The sequence below is a fragment of the Bradyrhizobium sp. SUTN9-2 genome (assembly GCF_003122645.1).
GTDB lineage: Bacteria > Pseudomonadota > Alphaproteobacteria > Rhizobiales > Xanthobacteraceae > Bradyrhizobium > Bradyrhizobium yuanmingense.
The window spans coordinates 5,692,953-5,713,152 of record NZ_LAXE01000001.1 but is presented as its reverse complement, the minus strand read 5'-3'; the positions used below and the strand labels follow the sequence as shown (position 1 = coordinate 5,713,152).

Here is a 20,200-nt window from a genome sequence, read left to right as displayed (position 1 = left end):
GCCGTGCTTCGTGCCGGGCGTTTGGGGTCCCTATTATTCCGGCATGGTGCCGGATTTCTGGCTCAATGAAGGCGGGCAGTCCGCCGCGGGCGCTGCGATCGATCATCTCCTCAAGTCGCATCCCGGCCATGGCGAGGCGAGCGCGGCGGCACGCAGCGAAGGCCTCGATCTCATCGATTTCCTCGAGCGCCGCATCATCGCGCGCTCCGGCGGTGCCAGCCGCGCCGCGCTGCTGGCGCGCGACGTCCACGTGCTGCCGGAATTCATTGGCAACCGCTCGCCCTATGCCGATCCCGACACGCGCGCGGTGATCGCGGGCCTTGATCTCGACACCGACATCGCCGCGATGGAACGGCTGTTCGTCGCCGGCCTCTGCAGTCTTGCCTACGGGCTTGCGGAGGTCATCGAGGCTTTTGCCGCGCATGGGGTCCGCTCCAGCATCATGATCATGGGTGGCGGTGCCAGCCGCAGTCCTTTGGTGCGGCAGATCATGGCGGATACCACCGGTCTCACGGTCGCGTTGCCGCAGACGAAGGAGCCGGTGCTGCTGGGCGCCGCGATGTTAGGGGCGGTCGCCGGTGGCGCCTATGCCTCGATCGGTGAGACCATGGCCAAGATGTCGGCGCTGGGGCGCAAGAGCGAGCCGACCGCGCCTGATATGGCCGCGTTTCACGCCCGCAAGCGCGAGGTCTACAAGCTGCTGCGCGAGCTCGATCGCGGCAGCCGTGCCGCGATGCGCAGCGTCGCGAGAGGTTGAAGGACATGCTGATTGCCTGCGGCGACGCGCTGATCGATTTCGTGCCGACGCGAAACGTCGAAGGGCGCGAAGCGGTGATGCCCGCGGTCGGCGGCTCCTGCCTCAACGTCGCGATCGGCATGGCGCGGCTGGGCGCGCCGACTGGTTTCGTCGGCGGCATCTCGACCGACCTGTTCGGGCGCATGATCGCCGATCATGCCTCCGCATCGAAGGTTGCACTCGATCTCGCCACCCGCAGCGACCACCAGACCACGCTCGCCTTTGTCCGCATTGTCGCGGGCGAGTCGCACTACGCCTTCTACGATGCCGAGACCGCGACGCGGAACTGGACTTACCGGCATGGGTCCATTCCGTTCGATACTGTCGAGGCCGTCCATGTCGGCTCGACCACGCTGGTCAACGACCAGGGTGCGGCCGAGACCAAGGTGCTGATCGCAGACGCGCGGGCGTCGTCCACGATCTCCTTCGATCCGAACTGCCGACCGAACCTCGTCAAGGACAAGCCAACCTATCTCGGCCGAATGGCCGAGTTCGCCGGAAGCGCCGATCTCATCAAGATGTCGGACGTCGATTTCGCCTATCTCTTCGGCGAGGAGCCGTATCAGCAGCGCGCGAGCACATTGCTGGGGCAGGGGACGAGCCTCGTCGTCATCACCCGCGGCAACAACGGTGCCATAGCCTGGCATGCGCAAGCAGGGCAGATCGAAGTGCAAGCACCGAAGGTCGAGGTGGCGGACACTATTGGCGCCGGCGACAGCTTTCAGGCGGCGCTGCTGTTGGCACTTTACAAGCAGGATCGCATCGCCCGGCCGAGATTGAAGGACATCGGCGCGGACGAGCTCCGCCGTGCGCTGTCCTTCGCCGCCAATTGTGCCGGCCTGACCTGCACCCGTCCGGGCGCCGATCCGCCTTGGAGCCACGAGATCAATTGGGACTGGTAGCCCACGTCACATCCGCGCGACGGCCTTCTCGGCACATTTGAGGAAGGTTCCGATCAACGGACTGTGGGAGTCCCGCCGCCAACAGACTGCGATGTCGAGGGAGTCAGTGACGTCACGCAGGGGTCTGAACACGACTCCGCGTGGCGCGCCGAGCTGTGCGCAGGCCGGCAGGATGGCGAGACCTTCGCCGGCCAGGACCAGGCTCATCGCCGAATGCACCGTCTCCACCCGGCTGGCGATCGGCATCACCACCTGGTGCCGACGCAATAAAGGGACGACCGCGGAGGAGGCGGGCCCATGGTCCGGATGCGGGAGTGCGATCAGCGGGCGGCCCTGCAGCCGGGCCATCGGCACCGAGCTCAAGCGGGCGAGTGGCGAGCGGATCGGCATGGCCAGCATGAAAGGCTGTGCACCGATCTTTGCCACCTGTATCTCGGGATGATTGATTGCGGGCATACACAGCGCGACTGTGACGCTGCGGTCGAGCACGCGGGCCTCGCGCGTTGAGGCGCTCAGCTCAACGAAGCTGAGATCGACGCCGGGAACGGCGCGGCGCAGTTCGGGGATGAGTCGCGGCAACATCGCATTCGCCAGCACGAACATGTAACCGACTGACAGCCGGCCGCGCCGTCCCGAAGCAACCGCGCGTGCGGCTTCGGCGCCGTCGGCTGCCAACGCCAGCGCTTCGCTGGCGCGCGCCAGCAATGCCTGGCCGGCCTCGGTCAGATCCATGCCACGGGTGCCGCGGCGGAACAGCGGCGCGCCGATCTCGGCCTCGAGCTTGCGGATCTGGACCGAGAGCGGCGGCTGCGCCATCCGGAGCTGCTCGGCCGCCTTGCCGATGCTGCGCGCCTCGGCGACGGCGACAAAATAGCGGAGCCGGCGAAGATCCATTGGCATACCGAGAGCGTATGGGTTGGCGATAAAAATCGTATTGGACGGCGAGTTAACAAAACTGTCATTCTCGCTGTCAATGTCTTCAGGCCAACGGCGGCCCGCTTCGGAGCGTGATGTGACGATGAACGGCGATCCCTGTCTGTTGTCCGCGACCGAGCTGCGCGGTCTCGTCGCGGCAAAGCGGATTTCGCCAGTCGAGCTCACCCGCGCTGTGCTTGCCCGCGCCGAGGCCCTCCAGCCCGAATTGAACTGCTTCGTCACGTTGTGCGGCGACGAGGCGATCGCAGCGGCGCGCGAAGCCGAGCGCAAGGTGATGGCGGGCGAACCGCTCGGCCTGCTGCACGGCATCCCCGTAACCGTCAAGGACATCGTCAATACCAAGGGGGTCAAGACCACCTTCGGCGCCGTTCCCTACAAGGATAATGTGCCGGCCGAGGATGCCGTCGCCGTCGCGCGGTTGCGCAGCGAAGGCGCGATCCTGATCGGCAAGACCACGACGCCGGAGTTCGGCAGCAAGTGCCTCACCGATTCACCCTTGTTCGGCCGGACCCGCAATGCGTGGGACGCCTGCCGTTCCTCCGGCGGCTCCAGCGGCGGCGCGGCGGTCGCTGTGGCGAGCGGCATCGCGCCGCTCGCTATTGCGACCGACGGCGGCGGCTCGACACGAATTCCGGCCGCCTGCAACGGCGTGGTGGGCCTGAAGCAGAGCAACGGCGTGATCCCGCACAGCCAGGCGCTCGACGTGTTCGGCAACCAGACCTATGTCACGCCGACCACCCGGACCGTCGCCGATACTGCGCTGATGATGCAGGCGATGGCGGGCGAAGATCCTATCGATCCCTGGTCGATCGGCGTGCCCGTGCCCGACTTCATCGGCACCGCCGCCCCGCATGGTGATTTGCGCGGGCTGAGGATCCTGTACTGCCTGACGCCGCCGGGCCGTCCGGTATCGGCCGAAGTCGCCGCCAATTTCAAGGTGAGCCTCGACCGGCTGGCCGGGTTAGGGGCCGAGCTCGAGGAATTCTCCGGCGAGGGGTTCGACATCGAGCCGATCTGGCGCGCCATCAACCACACCGTCTGGCGCACGCGCTTTGCCAAGCTTGCGGCCGAGCATCGGGACGAACTGAGCGAGGCCTTCCTCAAGCAGCTCGCGCTCGCCAGCGAAGTCAGCGGCATCGACTATCAGGAGGCGATGTTCGCGCGCACCGCGTTGTTCCGCCGCGTGCAATCGCTGCTTGCGCGCGGTCACCTGCTGGTGATGCCGACGCTGACGCGCACCGCGCTGCCGATCAAGCAGGACCTGTTCGGCAATATCGAGATCGACGGCAGGCATTACGACAGCGTCCGGCCGCATTGGTTCCCCTGGACAATGCCGTTCAACATGACCGGTCACCCCGCGATCAGCCTTCCCTCGGGCTTTGCCCGCGACGGGCTGCCGATCGGGCTCCAACTGGTCGGCCGTTTCCGGGCCGACGCGGAATTGCTGCGCGTGAGCGCTCTGTTCGAGGCGTCAACCGACCTTCTGTCCCGCTGGCCGTCTTGAGGAGATGGAGATGCAGCAAAGAGCTTGCTTAAGGCGTCCGGACATGTTGATCGTGGCCTGGGTGAGCCCTGAAGCCGAGCGCGCATGAGCGTCTTTGTCCTCCGACGTCTGTTGACTCTGCTGGCGACGCTGGTCGGCGCATCGCTGATCATCTTCCTGGTGCTGGACGCGCTGCCCGGCAACGCAGCGCAGATGCTGATGGGCGCCGATGCTTCGCCCGACGCGGTGCGCGCGCTCACCGTCAAGCTCGGGCTCGACCAGCCGCTGGCGGTTCGCTATTTGCAGTGGATCAAGGGCCTTCTCGTCGGCGATCTCGGCAATTCCTACGTCTACGGCACCCCGGTCGGCAGCCTGATCGCCGAGCGGCTGGTGCTGACCATTCCGCTCGCGATCATGGCCATGACGATCACGGTGACGCTTGCGCTCTCGGCCGGCATCTACACCGCCGCCAACCACAACAAGCTCGGCGATGTCGGCGTGATGTCGTTGACGCAAGTGGGCATCGCGCTGCCGAATTTCTGGTTCGCGATTCTCCTGGTGCTGCTGTTCTCGGTGCGGCTGCAATGGCTTTCGGCAGGTGGCTTTGCCGGCTGGGAGGACGGCATCTGGCCGGGGATCAGGTCGCTGCTGTTGCCCGCGATCTCGCTCGCGGTGGTGCAGGCCGCGATCCTCGCGCGCGTCACGCGTTCGGCCGTGCTCGAAGTGCTGCGCGAGGATTTCGTCCGCACCGCCCGCGCAAAGGGCCTCGGCAAGCGCGAGGTGCTGTGGAGCCACGTGCTGCGGAATGCCATGATCCCCGTGATGACCGTGATGGGCCTGCAATTCGCCAATCTGCTCGCCGGCACCATCGTGATCGAGAACGTGTTCTACCTGCCGGGCCTCGGCCGCCTGATCTTCCAGTCGATCGCCAACCGCGACCTGATCGTGGTGCGCAATTGCGTGATGTTGCTCGCCGCGATGGTGGTGATCGTCAATTTCGTGGTCGATGTGCTCTATGCCTTCATCGATCCCCGCATCAAGGTGCACGACCTGGGAGCGCGCCCATCACCATCGACGCGCCCGTCGCAACGCGTCCGCTGCCGGCGCGCACGTTCTGGCGCCGCGCGCTGCGCCACCGCAGCTTCGTCCTCGGTGGCACGCTGAGCCTTCTGGTGCTGGCTTCGGCACTGTTGTCGCTGGTATGGACGCCGTGGTCGCCTTACGAAATCGACATCGCCGCAAAGCTCCGCCCGCCCTCGGCGGCGCATTGGCTCGGCACCGATTCCTTCGGCCGCGACATCGTCTCGCTGCTGCTTGCGGGCGCCCGATCCACCATCATGGTCGGTGTCATCGCCGTCAGCATTGGCCTCACCTTCGGCGTCACGCTGGGCCTGATCGCCTCGGCCCGGCGCGGCTGGACGGAGGAGATCATCATGCGCTTTTCCGATTTCACCTTCGCCTTTCCGGCCGTGCTGTCCGCGATCATGCTCGCCGCCGTGGTGGGGCCAGGCATGGTGACCTCGATCGTCGCGATCGGCATCTTCCAGATCCCGACCTTGACCCGGCTGACGCGCGGCTCGGCCAATGCGATCTGGGCGCGTGAATTCGTGCTGGCGGCACGGGCGGCAGGCAAGGGGCGCTTCCGCATCACCATCGAGCATGTGCTGCCGAACATCCTGTCGATCCTGATCGTGCAGGTCACCATCCAGTTCGCGCTCGCCATTCTCGCCGAGGCCGCGCTGTCCTATCTCGGCCTCGGAACGCAGCCGCCGCAGCCGTCCTGGGGACGGATGCTGAACGATGCGCAGACGCTGCTGTTCCAGTCGCCGATGCTCGCGGTCTATCCGGGCGTTGCGATCGCAATCTCGGTGCTCGGCCTCAACCTGCTCGGTGACGGATTGCGCGACCTGCTCGATCCCCGGCTGGCGCGGGAGCGATGACGATGGCCGAGTGCTCCAACATGCCGCTAATCGTGGTCGACAATCTCGGCGTTCGCCTCAACACCAGCCGCGGGCCAGCGCAGGCCGTGCGCGGTGTTAGCTTTGCGCTGACGCGCGGCGAGACGCTCGGGCTCGTCGGCGAGTCCGGCTGCGGCAAGTCGGTCACGGCGTTGTCGTTGATGGGGTTGCTGGCGGACAGTGCCGTCGTGACCGGCAGCGTCAAGCTGGACGGCGACGAACTCGTCGGACTTGCGGATTCCGACTATTGCCGCCTGCGCGGCAACCGCATCAGCATGATCTTCCAGGAGCCGATGACAGCGCTCAATCCGATGCATACGATCGGCAACCAGGTCGCCGAGCCGCTGCGCCGTCACAAGAATTATTCGGCGGCGCAGGCTCGTCGGGAAGCAATCGCCTTGCTCGACCGCGTCGGGCTGCCCGACCCCGCGCGTCGTGTCGATGCCTATCCGCATCAGTTCTCCGGCGGCCAGCGTCAGCGCGTCACCATCGCGATGGCGCTCGCGTGCGAGCCGGACCTGTTGATCGCGGACGAGCCGACCACCGCGCTCGACGTCACCATCCAGGGCCAGATCCTCGACCTCATCGCCGATCTCGTCGAGGAGCGCGGCATGTCCATGATCCTGATCTCGCACGACCTCGGCGTCATCGCCGAGAACGTCCAGCGCATGATGGTGATGTATGGCGGCACCGTGGTCGAGAGCGGCCCGACCGACGAGGTGTTTCGTCGCATGGGCCATCCCTACACACAGGGCCTGTTCCGTGCCCGGCCCAAGCTCGGCGCGCGCAAGGGGACGCGGCTGAAGACGATCTCCGGCACGGTGCCGGAGCTTGCCGATCTGCCGTCCGGCTGCACCTTCTCCGATCGCTGTCCGCTCGTGATCGACCAGTGCCGCGCCGCGCTGCCGCCGATGGTGGACGTCGGGCCCGGCCATTTTGCGCGCTGCATAAGAACGGACGTGTCGATGGCCGAACGCGTCGGAGCGCTGACCGCATGAGCACCGCGCCGCTTCTCGACGTCAGGGATCTCGAACAGCGCTACACGCTGCCGCGCGAGAGCCTGTTCCGTCCGCCGGGGCAGGTGCGCGCGCTCAACGGCGTCAGTGTGCAGGTCCGGGCCGGCAAGAGCCTCGGCATCGTCGGCGAGTCCGGCTCCGGCAAGTCCACCTTCGCGCGCGTCGTGATGGCGCTGGAGCGGCCGACCGCAGGACAGGTCGCGCTGCTCGGGCGCGATCTCAACCGCTTGCCGGCCGACGAGCTGCGCCGCGCCCGGCGTGATTTCCAGATGGTGTTCCAGGATCCCTACGGCTCGCTCGATCCGCGGCAGACCATCGCGCGGATCGTCGCCGAGCCGCTGACCGTGCTGGAAGGTGCCGACCGCACCACGTTTCGCGACCGCGTCGCCGCGGTGCTGCGCCAGGTCGGCTTGCGCGATGCGGACATGGAAAAATATCCGCACGAATTCTCCGGCGGCCAGCGCCAGCGCATCGCGATTGCGCGTGCGCTGATCACCCAGCCGAAGCTGATCGTTGCCGACGAGCCGGTCTCGGCGCTCGACGTCTCCGTGCAGGCCCAGGTGCTGAACCTGATGCAGGACCTCCAGGAGCAGTTCGGCCTGAGCTACATCCTGATCAGCCATGACCTCGCCGTGGTCGACTATCTCTGCGACGAGGTCGCGGTGATGTATCTCGGTCGCATCGTCGAGCAGGGGCGGCCAGAGGATTTGTTCGAGCGCTGCGCCCATCCCTATACGCGGGCGCTGCTGGAGGCGGTGCCGCGGGCTCGCGCCGGAGCTGGCCGGCGCCGCCGCGGGGCCCAGGCGATCGCCTCGCACTCGGCGGTGACGACCGGATGCCCCTATGCATCGCGCTGCGCCCATGCCGACCAGCATTGTCGCGAGGTTCCGCCTGCGTTACGCAAGGTGGGCGAGGGGCACCTTGCCGCCTGCCACAAGGCCGAGGCCGTGATGGCGTTGCCGCAGGCGGCCATGGAAGGTTAGTGTCCGGGGCAGGATTGGCGTTAAGCTGGAAACAGGATTGGCAGGGGAGTTTGCGCATGTTCAGGAAACTATCGATCGTCGCATTTGCCGCTGCGCTCGTCGCGGCGCCTTTGCCGGTGCTGGCGCAGAGCAAGAAGGACAGCGTCGTCATGGGGATGACGCTTGAGCCGCCGGGGCTCGACCCCACCAACGCCGCCGCGGCCGCGATCGCCGAGGTCACGCTCTACAACATCTATGAGACGCTGACCAAGATCAATGAGGACGGCTCGGTCTCGCCGCTGCTGGCCGAGAGCTGGACCGCTTCGCCCGATCTGAAGACCTATACGTTCAAGCTGCGCAAGGGCGTCAAATTCCACAATGGCGAAGCGTTCGATTCCGCTGCGGTGAAGTTCTCGTTCGAGCGCAACGCGGCGCCGACCAGCACCAACAAGGACAAGAGCCTGTACCAGGCCTTCGAGAAGGTCGAGACGCCTGACGCCGACACCGTCGTGATCACCGTGAAATATTCCGAGCCGAACCTGCCGTTCCTGCTCGGGCAGGCGGGCGGCTCGATCGTCGAGCCGAAGAGCGCTGGCACCAATGTCACGCAGCCGGTCGGGACCGGACCTTATCAGTTAGGGGCCTGGGCCAAGGGCTCTTCGATCACGCTGAACAAATGGGCCGACTACCGCAACGCCTCTGCGATCAAGCTGTCGAAGGTGACGATCCGCTTCATCTCCGATCCGGCGGCGCAGGCCGCGGCGTTGCTCTCGAACGACGTCGACGCATTCCCGCGCATCGCGACCCGCGTGGTTGCTCAGTTCAAGTCTGATCCGCGCTTCACGGTGCTGATCGGCGGCTCCAGGGCCAAGACCATCGTGGCCATCAACCACCGCAAGAAGCCGCTCGACGACGTCCGCGTTCGCCGCGCCATCCTCGCCGCGATCGACCGCAAGGCCTTGATCGACGGCGCGGTCGAGGGTTACGGCACGCCGATCGGCAGCTTCTACACGCCGGGATCGCTCGGCTATGTCGACACCACCGGCATCAACCCGTACGATCCCGAGAAGGCCAAGAAGCTGCTGACTGAAGCCGGCGTCACCACGCCGCTCGAACTGTCATTGAAGCTGCCGCCGCCGCCCTATGCGCGGCAAGGCGGCGAGATCGTCGCGGCCCAGCTCGCCAAGGTCGGCATCATCGCCAAGATCGAGAACGTCGAATGGGCGCAATGGCTGTCGCAGGTGTTCGCCGGCAATGGCCCGCACAATTTCGATCTCACCATCGTCAGCCATGTCGAGCCGTTCGACCTCGTCAAGATCACGGAGCCGGATTACTACCTCGGTTACAACAACGAGAAGTTCAACGCGCTCTACAAGCAGATCGTCTCGACGCCGGACGAAGCCGGCCGCGCCAAGCTGCTTGGCGACGCCCAGCGCATGCTGGCGACCGATGCGGTCTCGGCTTACCTGTTCCAGCCGCAATGGCCCACCGTCATCAACAAGAAGCTGAAGGGCGTCTGGAAGGAAGTCCCGCAATTCGAGAACGACTTCTCCGCTTGGTATTGGGAATAGGCGAAGGGGCGCGCCGCTGAGGCCGCGCGCTGCCTTTCTTCCCCTCTCCCCTTGTGGGAGAGGGTGGCTCGCCGTGCAGCGGCGAGACGGGTGAGGGGTTCTCTCCGCGTGCACATCTCTCATCGGAATTCGCGGAGAGATACCCCTCATCCGGCGCTTCGCGCCACCTTCTCCCACAAGGGGAGAAGGAAGACGCCAAACAAAACCTGAAAAACAACCCCATGCACAGTAGCCGGGGTCAGTCATTTCAATGGCTTGCACGTTGCGCCTGTGTGATCGACGCGATGCGCCCGAAAGTTGACCCATCGGGCAAAACACTGGCATGATGGCATGCTCGAGTCTCGTGGTGGAGACGCGCGCCGTCGGTCGAGGCAGCCGTGCAGAAATCATCCCGCCGCAATGCCGGCATTGCCGCGGCGGCCGTCAGCGCCGAGGCGCCGATCTCCCCAATGCTTGATCATGCAAGGCTCGATCATGCGTCGATGAGCGATATCGCTCATGCTTTGGCCGATGGGCATGTCACTGCCACGGCGCTGCTCAAAGCCTATCTCGCGCGCATTGAAGCCTACGACCGCGACGGGCCCAAGCTCAACGCGGTCCGCGCGCTCAATCCCGACGCGCTCGCGATCGCGAGCAGGTTCGACGGCGTCAAGCCATCGGCCAAGCGGCCGCTGGCCGGCATCCCGATCCTGGTGAAGGACAACATCGCGACCGGCGACGCTCAGCCGACCACGGCGGGCTCGCTGGCGCTGGAAGGCGCGCGCGCACGGGACGATACGACGCTCGTCAAGTTGCTGCGGGACGCCGGCGCGGTGATCCTCGGCAAGGCGAACCTGACCGAGTTTTCCAACATGCTCGCGATCGACATGCCCTCCGGCTATTCGTCGCTGGGCGGTCAGGTCAAGAATCCCTATGCGCCGGCGCTGGCCGACGATCACGGCATCCCCGTCGTGTCCCCGGGCGGCTCGAGCGCGGGTTCGGCGGTCGCGGTGGCGGCGGGCTTGTGTGCGGCCTCGATCGGCACGGAGACCTCGGGCTCGCTGCTCTTTCCCGCCAGCCAGAATGGCCTCGTCACCGTGAAGCCGACGGTCGGGCTCATCAGCCGTGCTGGCATCGTGCCGATCTCGCATAATCTGGACACTGCAGGGCCGATGACGCGCAGCGTGCGCGATGCGGCGCTGCTGCTCAATGTGCTCGCGGCCAAGGACCCGCTCGATCCGGCGACGCAAAAGCAGCGGCGGCCGGCCGATTACACCGCCGGTCTGACGCGCGATGCGATGAAAGGTGCGCGCATCGGCGTGCCGAGCGATCCCGCCGATCCGCTGAATGATCCCTTCTTCCGCAAGCTGCCCCCCAAAGGAGCGAAGGTGGTAGGGGAAGCGATCAAGGTGCTGGAGGATCTCGGCGCCGTGATCGTGCGCGCCAGCATTCCGACAGCCGGCTGGATGAGCGGACCGGGTACGATCATGGCCGTGCTCAACCGCAATCCACTGAGCGCCAACAGGGGCAATGCGGTCCCGCAGCGGATCGTCTTCATCTACGAGTTGAAACGAGATCTCAACCTCTACCTGAGGGATTGGGCGACCAACACCACCATCAAGACCATGACCGACATCGTGGCCTTCAACGAAGCCAATGCGGGCAAGGCGCTCCGCTTCGGCCAGGACAACTTCCTCGCAGCCGACCTCACCCGGGGCGACCTAAGCGAACGCGAGTACAAGGCGGCACTCGCCATGGACCTGCTCAGCGCCAGGACCCGCGGCATGGATGCCTACATGAACCAGCACAAGCTCGACGCCGTGCTGTTCCCGGGCAGCGAAGGCGCCGCAATCGCCGCCAGGGCGGGCTATCCCAGTGTCCTCGTGCCGTGCGGCTTCGTCGCCGGCGTCGACGGCAAGGACACGCCCGATTATCCGTTCGGCGTTACCTTCGCAGGCCGCGCCTGGAGCGAACACAAGCTGCTGCGCCTGGCCTACGCGTATGAGCAGGCCTCCGCCAAGCGCAAGCCGCCACCCGGCTTGCCGGCGCTTTAGAGTGCACTGTGCATGTGCCGGTTGGAGGCGGTGGCATGCTGATAAATCTGCTGTCTGTTCTCACCGAACTGGCGGACGCACCGTCCTGCCCTGGGGAGGGCGCTTTGTGACCCGAAGGCGCCATCGACCAGACGTCTAATCGGCCCTTCAACTCACCTGTGTGCCCTTGTGTTATTGTATCCCTTCCGGGAACTCGATGGAGGGAAGGATGGACATTCGATCGAAATTGACGGCGCTGTGTGAAGCGTTCAACGCGCACGACTTGGATTCCATCATGGAGTTCTTTGCTGACGATTGTGTCTTGGAGATGCCGAGGGGAAGCAAGCCTTGGGGATCTCGCTTCGAGGGCAAACGCAACGTACGAGACGGGCTCGCGACGCGCTTTGAAGGCTTACCGGATGTTCACTACGGCGACGCCGAGCATTTTGTGGATACGATGGCAAACACGGGCATTTCAAAATGGACGCTAACGGGCACTACAGGTGAAGGAAAAAAGATCGAGGTCCGAGGATGTGACTTTTACACTTTTCGCGCGGACGAGGTGATCCGCAAGGACTCGTATTGGAAGATTGTTGAAGGATCTTCGTCAGCCTAACGACGCACATGTCCGAATGTGGCCCAGAGGTGCAGGTCCAGGCAGCGTCTCTGTTCTCGGCTCATCGCGGAAATCGGAAGTAACCTGCGTGCCGACAATTGGCGCTCGGACGGCAGAGCGCGCAGGCAGAACGCTTTCATACATTTCCTTTCCAGATCAGCCACCGGTAGACGCCGAACACGTTGATAAGTGTCACCACCACGTTTTGCACCATCAGCGCATATTCCGCTGTTAGATAGCCGACGACGATCCAGATCACCGATGCACCGCTCAGTACGACGAAGGCCCAGCCGGTAATGAGTGGCCGCGCCCGGGCAGCTAGGATCAGCCCGGCGCCGATCGTGCCGACTGTCGCCACCCAACGCAGGATTTCATCCATGACGCGTGTGCTCCCCGAAAGCCGACGTCGGAGCGTCGCTCCGCGATTTGCCTATACGGACGCAGTCACAGGCAGGCCGCCGGAGTGGAACTTTTCGTCTCGTGCGCCGACCACCATGCGACCCCCGCCCGAGCGACTTGGCCCCACAGTGGCGGCGGAAGGTCAGGCGCCAGTGTGGTGATCCCGTGCGGTATCAACTCCGCTACGCCGAAATCGGAAGCTCCTTTTTTCTCATCCCCGAACCGCGTTTCCATCAACCGGCGTGCGGCACATTGCCCCGGGCTGCCGAAATTAAATCTGAGCCAAGGACTTATCTGCGCAACGAGGTGATCGAATGAGCGCGACTTCCGCTGTTGGCCCATCGCTTCCATTAGGGCGTAGCGACGAGTTGTCCGGAAGCGGGGTAAACCGGAAGCGCCCCGGCTGCTGGGCAAATCGGCGGCTTTTGACCCGAAGCGGACCTCGCTAGATTTCTCTCAACTGCGAGCAAAGCTGCTAACTCAACGGAAGGTTTGCCGGGTGAATGATCCACCGGCCGGATCGGAGCAGCAGGATGATAGATCGCGTAGCACGCGACCAGCTTTCAGGAAACCTTAGACACCTGATTGCCGGCTCGATTACCAACGATCAGTTTGAACGAACTATGCCGGTGAACGACGGGGACCCAGCGATCTGGGCGATTACAGACATGTCGTGGCTCCTCTACAGCGATATGAAGGAGCATCGCTTGGTCCGACGTCACAGCCTCGATCCGGTCTGGAAACGCGAAGTGCTGCGCTGGATATTGTTTCTCGACGGCGACTTTGAGTACCGTTGGCCGAAGATTTCATTGCCCGGCCTCCACCCGATGCGACGTGCCCGCCCGATGTGGTTGAGTTGGCACAATACGATTTCTCACGATCGTGCCTCCGGCTTTCTTGCGGCTGGAGATTACAATGCTTGGCCGTTCATTTCCCGTTTTGAGTACAAGCATGCCTTGAGGCATCCGAGACGTCTGGCCGGAAGGCTAAGGTAAGGGCCTAGTTGTAGCGTAGAGACAGCATTCATGAGCGAGAATCTCGACACGGCCGAGCGATGTGCTCAGATTTCGAAGGCCGCGAATGATGAAACTATCCGGTCGATATTTGCCCGGATGTCTGAGCTGTATCGTGAGTTGCACGAGCAAGAGGAGAGGCTTGCGGATTGGAAGAGGCAGCAGTGTCCTACTTCAGCATTTGATTTCATATTCAAGAAACCTCGCGATTAGCGCAAGCTTTTGACCCGAAGCGACTTCAACCGCCGATTAGCTGCTCTCACGAGGTCTGCTCTTTAAGCGATACAGAAGCACCTCGTGGAGTTCGATCTTCTGCTCTTGACGAAAAATTTGCTGGAAGAACGAAAACGCTTCAATGACGAGCCTGACGGCAAGTACAGTTCTGAAGGGTTGATGCGCGGTTCTTCTCAGTTGCGCCAGCTTGGCGAGCTTACCGCCGAGGCAGCCGTTTTTGTAGGATCGGTCGTACCACACGGCGGCTCTCAACTGGTTCAAGCGCCCGTCTTGGGACTGATAGTGCGTCGCGAGCCAAAACTGTGCGTTCCAATTACCCTTGACGGCGAGCTTGCGAAGTTCTCGTACCCCCTCCGGGACACCGCGAAGCTGAAGGAAGCGGGCTCGATGTAAGACACCGTTCTCCTGACCAGATGAGGCGGCACGATCAAACCAGTTCCATGCTGTCACGAGATCGGGGGCAACGGCATCGCCTCGGGCATACTCCCAGGCGAGGGCCAACTGAGCGTCCACGTCGCCGGACGATGCAGCAGCGATCCATTCAGGAATCTTGCTACGACGCTTGGCGAGATTGTCAGCGCGGGCCGTTAGTGAAAGTCGCATTCGTTCAAGGCAATATCCCTGCGATCCTCGGATTTTGTCACAAAGGAAATTAAGGAAACACCACTCTGCGGCAAACAATTGGAAGCGACGTTTGTCCGCTTCTGGCCCCTGAGCCGAACAATGCTGAGGCCATCGCAATGTTGGCTCTCAGGGCTAGACCGGACGCGGAGACGTGCTTACCTCGCTCCGCTTTGTGACCCCTTCCAGACGTCACACGCTCAACGGAACGAGCCAGTTTCCGTGGTTGCCGAAGGGGCGAGATCGGCGTTTCGAAAGCGATCAGCGAGCGCAAAGACGTCCGCACGCTCGATGATCAGATCGCGGAACAGTCGCGCCCGGTGTGACATCCATTGCGGGTCGGGATAGACGATGTGCATGGGCAGCGGCGGCACGACGAAGTCGGGCAGCACATGGACGAGACGGCCGGCCGCGATGTGCTCGACGGTGCACCAGTTCGGCAGCACGGCGACGCCTATCCCCTCCAATGCAGCCAGCGTCATCACGTCCGCATCGTCGCAGGTCATCGCCGGCGCGATGTCCACGACGTAACGGCCGGTTTCGGATTCGAACGCCCACTGATTCTTCTGCGACAGGCGTGAGTAGGTGACGCAGGGCATGCGGCGCAGATGGTCCGGCAGCGAAGGCACCTGATGACGCGCAAGCAGCGCGGGCGCCGCCACCAGCAGGCGTTTAATGGTGCCCACCCGCCGCGCCACCAGCGAGCTCGAATTGAGGCTGCCGATCCGTATCGCAAGCTCGGTCCCGGTTTCGATGAGGTCGACGAACTGTTCCGTAAAACTGACGTCCAGCCGGACATCAGGATAGCGGCGGGTATATTCGGCGAAGATCTCACGGAAGAAGAAGCGGCCGAACGACGTCGGCACCGTCATGCGCAACGTCCCTGACGGATTGCCAATCCGGCTTTGCGTCGGCGCGCCGGCGCTCTCGAGCAGCGCGACGATGTCCTTGGCGTATTTCAACACGCGGTCGGCTTCCGGGGTCGGCCGCAGCTTGCGCGTGGTGCGCACGAACAGTCGGCAGCGAAACTCGGCTTCCAGCAGCGCGATGCGCTTGCTGATCGCCGGCTGACCCAAACCGAGGTCGTCGGCGGCCTGGGTGAAACTCCCTGCCTCCATCACCCGGATGAAGGTCTGCAGCGCCTCGATCCGGTCCATTCATTCCTCGCCGGAATTTATATTATTCTGACCATTCCATATACGGCATGGCTGGTCCGGTCTAGCCTTCCTGCGTTCAGGGGAGGACACGAATGAGCAAATCGATCGGCATTCTCGGGGCCGGCATCGGCGGCCTGCATCTGGCGCTCTACCTGCAGAAGCAGGGCATTGCGGCAACCGTGCTGACGGACCGCGCCCCGGAGCAGTATGCGGCGACACGGCTGATGAACACCGTCGCGCATCACAGCGTCACCATCGCGCGCGAGAACGAGCTCGGCGTGAACCACTGGGACGATCCCCAAGTGGTCTATCACCACCACGATCATTACTTCAATTTCCCGAACGGCGGACTCCTGTTCCGCGGAGCATTTCAGCGGCCGAGCCGCGCGGTGGATTATCGGATCTACCTGCCGGCCCTGATGAAGGACTTCGAGGATCGTGGCGGCCGCATCGAATATGCCAGCATTCAGGATGACGACATCCCGGCGCTGGTCTCCCGCTTCGACCTTCTCGTCGTCTCCACGGGCAAGGGCGCCCTCGGGCGCATGTTCGCTCACCGGCCCGAACTCTCTCCGTACGATCGGCCGCAGCGCCTGCTTTGCGTCGGCCTGTACGACGGCGTCGATCACGGCAGCCCGGATGACGACGATCCGCGCGGCGTCACCCTGTCCGTCTCGCCCGGCCATGGCGAGATGATCGTCATCCCCACGCTGAGCTTCGGCGGCATGAAAACGGCGCTGTTGATGGAAAACATTCCCGGCGGCGACATGGCCGACCTGGTCTCGCTCAGCTACGATGCCAACCCGGCAGCATTCCGCCAGACCCTTCTGGACAAGCTGGAAAAGCATCATCCGCACACCTACAACCGCATCGACACGCACCGCTTCGGGCTGGCCCAGCCTCTCGACCTGCTGCAAGGCGCGGTGGTGCCAACGGTGCGGCAGTCCTGGGTGGCTTTCGACGGCGACAAGCTCGCCATTGCCTTGGGCGACGTTCACTCCGTCGTCGATCCCTTGATGGGCCAGGGCGCCAACATGGCCTCATATGCGGCCTTCGAGCTCGGCAAGGCGATCGTCGATGCGGTGGCATTCGATGCGCGCTTCGTCGAGGACGTCGACCGTGCGCGCGAGAACCGCGTGCTTGCCGCTGCCCGCTGGACCAACATGATGCTGCAGCCGCCATCGGAAGCCATGGGCCGGCTGATCTTCGCCATGTCGCAGGACCGGGAGCTTTGCGACGAGTTCACCGAGAACTTCAATTATCCGGAGCGCCAGTGGGATCGTCTGGCGAGCGACAAACGCATCCACGCCTGGATCGATAGAAGCGGCAGGATCGCCGCCTGACGACGAACCGCCGTACGGACTCAGTTCCGCTCCTGGGCGGATGCTGAACCATGTCTGAGAGGAACACCAATGCATTGCCTGACCGTTCTTTACCCGACGCCCGACGATCCATCGGCTTTCAGGGCCTACTACGTCGACAAGCATGCCCCCCTGGCAGCGACGCTCCCTGGTCTGGTGCGTCATCATTACGCTTTCCCCCAACGACTCGGACCGGGGGAGGCGCCGTTCTGCATCTTCCAGGCATTCTTCTCCGATGCGGCTGCGATGGACGCGGCGCTCGGTTCGGAGATCGGCCGGAAGGTCGCAGCCGACGTGCCAAACTATTCGCCCAAGGGGGCGACACTCTGCCATTTCAAGATCGAAGGCGCGTAATGGGTCACGTTGCCGAACCGGTCGGTTTTCGGGCAGCCGCATCGCGGTTCGCGACGGGCATTACGGTCGTCGCGACCGTCGATGAGGATGGCGCGCCGCTCGGCATGACCGCCAACAGCTTCACGACCGTTTCGGCAAACCCGCCGACGGTGCTTGTCTCTCTCATGCACGGGCGGACGTGGCAGGCTGTGGCCAGGTCCGGCGTCTATTCGGTCAATGTCCTGCATGCGGAAGACGCCGCGATCTGCGCGCACTTTGCCGGAAGGCCCTTGTTGCGCGACGCTCCGCCGCTCGTCGCTCGCCAAGGATTTTTCGTGCTCCCGCAGGCGATCGCGCAGTTCGCCTGCGAGGTGGTCCAATCGATCGATATCGCCGACCACACGCTCTTCATCGGCGAGGTGCGCTGGTGCCGGCACAATGAGGGAACGCCTCTCGCATTCTACGCCAGCCGTCTTCGAACGGGCGTCGGGATGGAAATCTCTTCCGCGGATCGTGTTTCCTATCCCGGTGACGGATGGTGGACCTGAGACGACTGTGCTCGGAAGGGTGAACCACTATACCTTCCGTCTCCCAATGCAACCCAGCGCATTGCATATGATCCGCGCGATCGCAATCGCTCCAAGATTCTGCACATCGCGCTCGGGAACGAATTCGACGATGTCCAGGCCGACTATTCTGGACTTTGCCGCGACACCCCGTATGAGATCGACAACGTCGAAATAGGACAGGCCGCCGGGCTGTGGGACGAGCACACCGGGGATGACCAAGGGATCGAGACCGTCGCAATCGATGGTCATCAGGCACTCGCCGTCAGCCTCGATCGCGTCGAGCACGCTTGCGATCCCGTGATGCTGGACATGTCTTGCCGTGAAGATCTTCGCGCCCCACGCCTTTGCATCGTCGAATTCGGCGCGACCGGAGCCGCCGATGCCGCGCAAGCCGACCTGCACGATGCGCTTGACCCAGGGCAATTCGCTGGCGCGCCGCATCGTGCTGGAGAAGGTATAGCCCGATCCGTTTCGCTGATCCCGCCAATCAAGGTGGGCGTCGATCTGCACGACTGTCAGTCCCTTGCAGTCCTGGAACGCCTCGAAGAAAGGAATGGGGACGGAATCATCACCGCCCAGGAGGATCGGAACGGCGCCGACCGAAAGGACGGCCTGCGTGGCTGCTCTGATGGCATCACGGTTGCTCTCCGGCGTCATTGGGTCGGTCGGGACGTTTCCACCGTCCAAGACCCTCATTTTGCTCGGATCGAGCAGCTCGGCGTCCTGATCGAAATCCCAGCGGGTGAGATCGCTCTCATAGTGACGCAGCGCGCGACGGATGACGTCGGGCGCTCTTGCGGCATGGCTGGTCTGACCTGCGAGGTACGGGGTGGCATCCGACGCGCCGAACAGGATCGCGTCAACCGCCGGCAGTGGGGCGGTCAAGTCGCAGGCCTCAACACCCAGGAATGTCGTCATGTCGGGATGCACTACGCGTATCCATGGATCACCCGCGCGTCCGTCAACGTGCCTCGCTCGACCGTGTTCCGGTCGGTATCTCGATGTCCCCTGGAATACCGCTGTCACTTGGAGGGTCTTGAACGTCTGGAACTCTCATGCGTTAGTCGGCGGCGCCATCCGGCATGATGATGCGGCCACGGAGTTCGGTTCTTGCTTAGACTTTACAGATGGCCGTCCGACGACTGGCACGGCATCGGCGCGGAAATGCCCACGGAGGTCATCTGGGCCGATCTTCTAAACGGTACCGACGAGGAAAAGCAGTTCGTCGAGCGGCTGCTCGGCATCCGCATTCCCTCGGAAGACTCGCTCAGCGAGATCGAGGCGTCGAGCCGCCTGATCTTCGACCACGGCACGCTCTATCTCAGTTCGCCCGCGGTCCGGGTCACCGAGGCCGACGAGGCCGAGATCACGCCGGTGGGCTTCGTCATCGGCCCGCATGTGCTGGTGACGGTGCGCTTTGCAGAGCTGCCGATCTTCGACGACATCGGCAAGCGCATCGGCTCCGATGACAGCCTGGAGAACGGCATGTGCGTGTTCGTCAGCCTGCTCGAGGCCATGATCGATCGCGGCGCCGATGTCCTGGAGCATCTCGGCGGCAAGGTCGACCAGCTCTCGCGCGGTGTCTTTAGGGGCGGGCTGGTGCGCACCCAGCGCCCGGTGCGCTCCAGCCGCAGGATGCGGGAGGCCCTGGAGACTGTCGGCGAGCTGGCCGACCGGCTCGCCAAGGCGCGCGATGTCCTGCTCGGGGTGGGCCGCGTTGCCGCGTTTGCCGGCGACGTCGGCAGCGAGTGGATCACGGCATCCTCGAAGAAGCGTCTGGAAGCCGTGTCCAAGGACGTCGTCTCGCTCAGCGATTACGAGACGCGATTGTCGGACAAGATCCAGCTGCTGCTCGATGCCGTGCTCGGCTTCATCAACATCCAGCAGAACGAGCTGTTCAAGATCCTGACGATCGTCTCAGTCGTCGGCGTGCCGCCAACCATCATGGTCGGCGTCTGGGGCATGAACTTCAAGCACATGCCCGAATTGGACTGGAGCTTCGGCTATCCGCTGGCCTGGCTCGCAATCATCGCCAGCGGCCTGTTGCCGCTGATCTGGTTCAAGCGGCGCGGCTGGTTCGAGTGATGGCAGCGGCGCATCGTTCAAACGATGCGCCGCTGCTCGATCATGCGGCCTTGGCGTCCGCCTTGCTGATCCAGTCGCGGGCGAGCGTCACGTCAGCTTGCGACAATTGATGGCCTGCCGGCAGCACCTTGTGGGTGACGCTCGCACCTGCCTGCGACAGCAGTGCGGCGAGCCGT

At 64.0% G+C, this 20,200-nt stretch carries 19 protein-coding genes and 2 pseudogenes; 15 read left to right on the top strand and 6 right to left on the bottom strand.

Annotated features, from left to right (window positions below):
- Together XF30_RS26520 and XF30_RS26515 are read left to right on the top strand one after the other, a co-directional pair.
- The coding region (locus tag XF30_RS26520) for an FGGY-family carbohydrate kinase (protein WP_244609023.1) at positions 1-757 on the top strand (757 nt) is incomplete at its 5' end.
- Between the two features lie 5 nt (positions 758-762).
- Entirely contained in the window at positions 763-1,698 is a 936-nt protein-coding gene (locus XF30_RS26515) for a carbohydrate kinase family protein (protein WP_109145858.1), read from the top strand.
- A 6-nt stretch (positions 1,699-1,704) separates the two neighbouring features.
- Here the strand turns inward: XF30_RS26515 and XF30_RS26510 are convergent, their stop codons facing one another.
- Positions 1,705-2,592: a LysR family transcriptional regulator gene (locus tag XF30_RS26510; protein WP_036005494.1), complete on the bottom strand. Its 888-nt coding sequence runs from the start codon at positions 2,590-2,592 to the stop codon at positions 1,705-1,707.
- A 124-nt stretch (positions 2,593-2,716) separates the two neighbouring features.
- Between XF30_RS26510 and XF30_RS26505 the strand changes: the two genes are divergently transcribed.
- The 8 genes and pseudogenes from XF30_RS26505 to XF30_RS26470 all read left to right on the top strand — a co-directional run bounded on the left by XF30_RS26505 (position 2,717) and on the right by XF30_RS26470 (position 12,252).
- Positions 2,717-4,138 (top strand): amidase, encoded by a 1,422-nt coding sequence (locus XF30_RS26505; RefSeq protein WP_192893263.1) that lies wholly within the window; start codon positions 2,717-2,719, stop codon positions 4,136-4,138.
- 84 nt (positions 4,139-4,222) lie between these two features.
- A pseudogene (locus tag XF30_RS26500) lies at positions 4,223-5,170 on the top strand (ABC transporter permease); the annotation flags it as partial.
- 11 nt (positions 5,171-5,181) lie between these two features.
- On the top strand, positions 5,182-6,057 hold the full coding sequence (locus tag XF30_RS26495) for an ABC transporter permease (protein WP_109145857.1): 876 nt from the start codon (positions 5,182-5,184) through the stop codon (positions 6,055-6,057).
- A 2-nt stretch (positions 6,058-6,059) separates the two neighbouring features.
- Positions 6,060-7,073: an ABC transporter ATP-binding protein gene (locus tag XF30_RS26490; RefSeq protein ID WP_192893262.1), complete on the top strand. Its 1,014-nt coding sequence runs from the start codon at positions 6,060-6,062 to the stop codon at positions 7,071-7,073.
- Positions 7,070-8,074 (top strand): ABC transporter ATP-binding protein, encoded by a 1,005-nt coding sequence (locus tag XF30_RS26485; RefSeq protein WP_109144313.1) that lies wholly within the window; start codon positions 7,070-7,072, stop codon positions 8,072-8,074. The genes XF30_RS26490 and XF30_RS26485 overlap by 4 nt, the downstream gene beginning before the upstream one ends.
- A 56-nt stretch (positions 8,075-8,130) precedes the next feature.
- A complete protein-coding gene (locus XF30_RS26480; RefSeq protein ID WP_109144312.1) occupies positions 8,131-9,624 on the top strand; it encodes an ABC transporter substrate-binding protein in 1,494 nt (497 codons plus the stop codon).
- A 377-nt stretch (positions 9,625-10,001) separates the two neighbouring features.
- The gene (locus tag XF30_RS26475) at positions 10,002-11,657 is read left to right on the top strand and encodes an amidase family protein (protein WP_109144311.1); all 1,656 of its coding nucleotides are present in this window, start codon (positions 10,002-10,004) and stop codon (positions 11,655-11,657) included.
- A 208-nt stretch (positions 11,658-11,865) separates the two neighbouring features.
- The gene (locus XF30_RS26470) at positions 11,866-12,252 is read left to right on the top strand and encodes a nuclear transport factor 2 family protein (protein WP_036023492.1); all 387 of its coding nucleotides are present in this window, start codon (positions 11,866-11,868) and stop codon (positions 12,250-12,252) included.
- Positions 12,253-12,388: 136 nt separating this feature from the next.
- Here XF30_RS26470 and XF30_RS26465 read toward each other — a convergent pair whose 3' ends face one another.
- The gene (locus XF30_RS26465; protein WP_051056887.1) at positions 12,389-12,631 is read right to left on the bottom strand and encodes a hypothetical protein; all 243 of its coding nucleotides are present in this window, start codon (positions 12,629-12,631) and stop codon (positions 12,389-12,391) included.
- Positions 12,632-13,184: 553 nt separating this feature from the next.
- Between XF30_RS26465 and XF30_RS26460 the strand changes: the two genes are divergently transcribed.
- The gene (locus tag XF30_RS26460; protein WP_146207751.1) at positions 13,185-13,646 is read left to right on the top strand and encodes a hypothetical protein; all 462 of its coding nucleotides are present in this window, start codon (positions 13,185-13,187) and stop codon (positions 13,644-13,646) included.
- Positions 13,647-13,913: 267 nt separating this feature from the next.
- On the opposite strand, the gene XF30_RS26450 is transcribed toward XF30_RS26460, so the two are convergent.
- Positions 13,914-14,501 carry a tetratricopeptide repeat protein gene (locus tag XF30_RS26450; RefSeq protein WP_146207750.1) on the bottom strand — a complete coding sequence of 196 codons (588 nt, stop codon included), beginning with the start codon at positions 14,499-14,501 and terminating at the stop codon, positions 13,914-13,916.
- A 218-nt stretch (positions 14,502-14,719) separates the two neighbouring features.
- Complete coding sequence (locus XF30_RS26445) at positions 14,720-15,676, bottom strand: LysR family transcriptional regulator (protein WP_109144307.1); 957 nt, start codon at positions 15,674-15,676, stop codon at positions 14,720-14,722.
- 92 nt (positions 15,677-15,768) lie between these two features.
- Here XF30_RS26445 and styA point away from each other — a divergent pair, with 92 nt between their 5' ends.
- The 3 genes from styA to XF30_RS26430 all read left to right on the top strand — a co-directional run bounded on the left by styA (position 15,769) and on the right by XF30_RS26430 (position 17,918).
- Complete coding sequence (gene styA, locus XF30_RS26440) at positions 15,769-17,019, top strand: styrene monooxygenase subunit StyA (RefSeq protein WP_109144306.1); 1,251 nt, start codon at positions 15,769-15,771, stop codon at positions 17,017-17,019.
- 69 nt (positions 17,020-17,088) lie between these two features.
- On the top strand, positions 17,089-17,391 hold the full coding sequence (locus tag XF30_RS26435; RefSeq protein WP_057030019.1) for an EthD family reductase: 303 nt from the start codon (positions 17,089-17,091) through the stop codon (positions 17,389-17,391).
- The gene (locus tag XF30_RS26430; RefSeq protein ID WP_109144305.1) at positions 17,391-17,918 is read left to right on the top strand and encodes a flavin reductase family protein; all 528 of its coding nucleotides are present in this window, start codon (positions 17,391-17,393) and stop codon (positions 17,916-17,918) included. Before XF30_RS26435 ends, XF30_RS26430 begins: the two co-directional genes overlap by 1 nt.
- A gap of 27 nt (positions 17,919-17,945) precedes the next feature.
- Here XF30_RS26430 and XF30_RS26425 read toward each other — a convergent pair whose 3' ends face one another.
- Complete coding sequence (locus XF30_RS26425; protein WP_244609022.1) at positions 17,946-18,965, bottom strand: arginase family protein; 1,020 nt, start codon at positions 18,963-18,965, stop codon at positions 17,946-17,948.
- Positions 18,966-19,049: 84 nt separating this feature from the next.
- On the opposite strand from XF30_RS26425, the gene XF30_RS26420 reads away from it, so the two are divergent.
- On the top strand, positions 19,050-20,024 hold the full coding sequence (locus tag XF30_RS26420) for a magnesium transporter CorA family protein (protein ID WP_036005440.1): 975 nt from the start codon (positions 19,050-19,052) through the stop codon (positions 20,022-20,024).
- Between the two features lie 40 nt (positions 20,025-20,064).
- On the opposite strand, the pseudogene XF30_RS39510 reads toward XF30_RS26420, so the two are convergent.
- A pseudogene (locus XF30_RS39510) lies at positions 20,065-20,200 on the bottom strand (alpha/beta hydrolase); the annotation flags it as partial.

Bases quoted from the DNA above. Each gene is read 5' to 3' on its own strand.
- XF30_RS26515 (WP_109145858.1), top strand. From the start codon at position 763: ATGCTGATTGCCTGCGGCGACGCGCTGATCGATTTCGTGCCGACGCGA.
- XF30_RS26450 (WP_146207750.1), bottom strand. From the start codon at position 14,501: ATGCGACTTTCACTAACGGCCCGCGCTGACAATCTCGCCAAGCGTCGT.
- XF30_RS26465 (WP_051056887.1), bottom strand. From the start codon at position 12,631: ATGGATGAAATCCTGCGTTGGGTGGCGACAGTCGGCACGATCGGCGCC.
- XF30_RS26435 (WP_057030019.1), top strand. From the start codon at position 17,089: ATGCATTGCCTGACCGTTCTTTACCCGACGCCCGACGATCCATCGGCT.
- XF30_RS26485 (WP_109144313.1), top strand. From the start codon at position 7,070: ATGAGCACCGCGCCGCTTCTCGACGTCAGGGATCTCGAACAGCGCTAC.
- XF30_RS26510 (WP_036005494.1), bottom strand. From the start codon at position 2,592: ATGGATCTTCGCCGGCTCCGCTATTTTGTCGCCGTCGCCGAGGCGCGC.
- XF30_RS26505 (WP_192893263.1), top strand. From the start codon at position 2,717: ATGAACGGCGATCCCTGTCTGTTGTCCGCGACCGAGCTGCGCGGTCTC.
- XF30_RS26490 (WP_192893262.1), top strand. From the start codon at position 6,060: ATGGCCGAGTGCTCCAACATGCCGCTAATCGTGGTCGACAATCTCGGC.
- XF30_RS26430 (WP_109144305.1), top strand. From the start codon at position 17,391: ATGGGTCACGTTGCCGAACCGGTCGGTTTTCGGGCAGCCGCATCGCGG.
- styA (WP_109144306.1), top strand. From the start codon at position 15,769: ATGAGCAAATCGATCGGCATTCTCGGGGCCGGCATCGGCGGCCTGCAT.
- XF30_RS26480 (WP_109144312.1), top strand. From the start codon at position 8,131: ATGTTCAGGAAACTATCGATCGTCGCATTTGCCGCTGCGCTCGTCGCG.
- XF30_RS26470 (WP_036023492.1), top strand. From the start codon at position 11,866: ATGGACATTCGATCGAAATTGACGGCGCTGTGTGAAGCGTTCAACGCG.
- XF30_RS26445 (WP_109144307.1), bottom strand. From the start codon at position 15,676: ATGGACCGGATCGAGGCGCTGCAGACCTTCATCCGGGTGATGGAGGCA.
- XF30_RS26460 (WP_146207751.1), top strand. From the start codon at position 13,185: ATGATAGATCGCGTAGCACGCGACCAGCTTTCAGGAAACCTTAGACAC.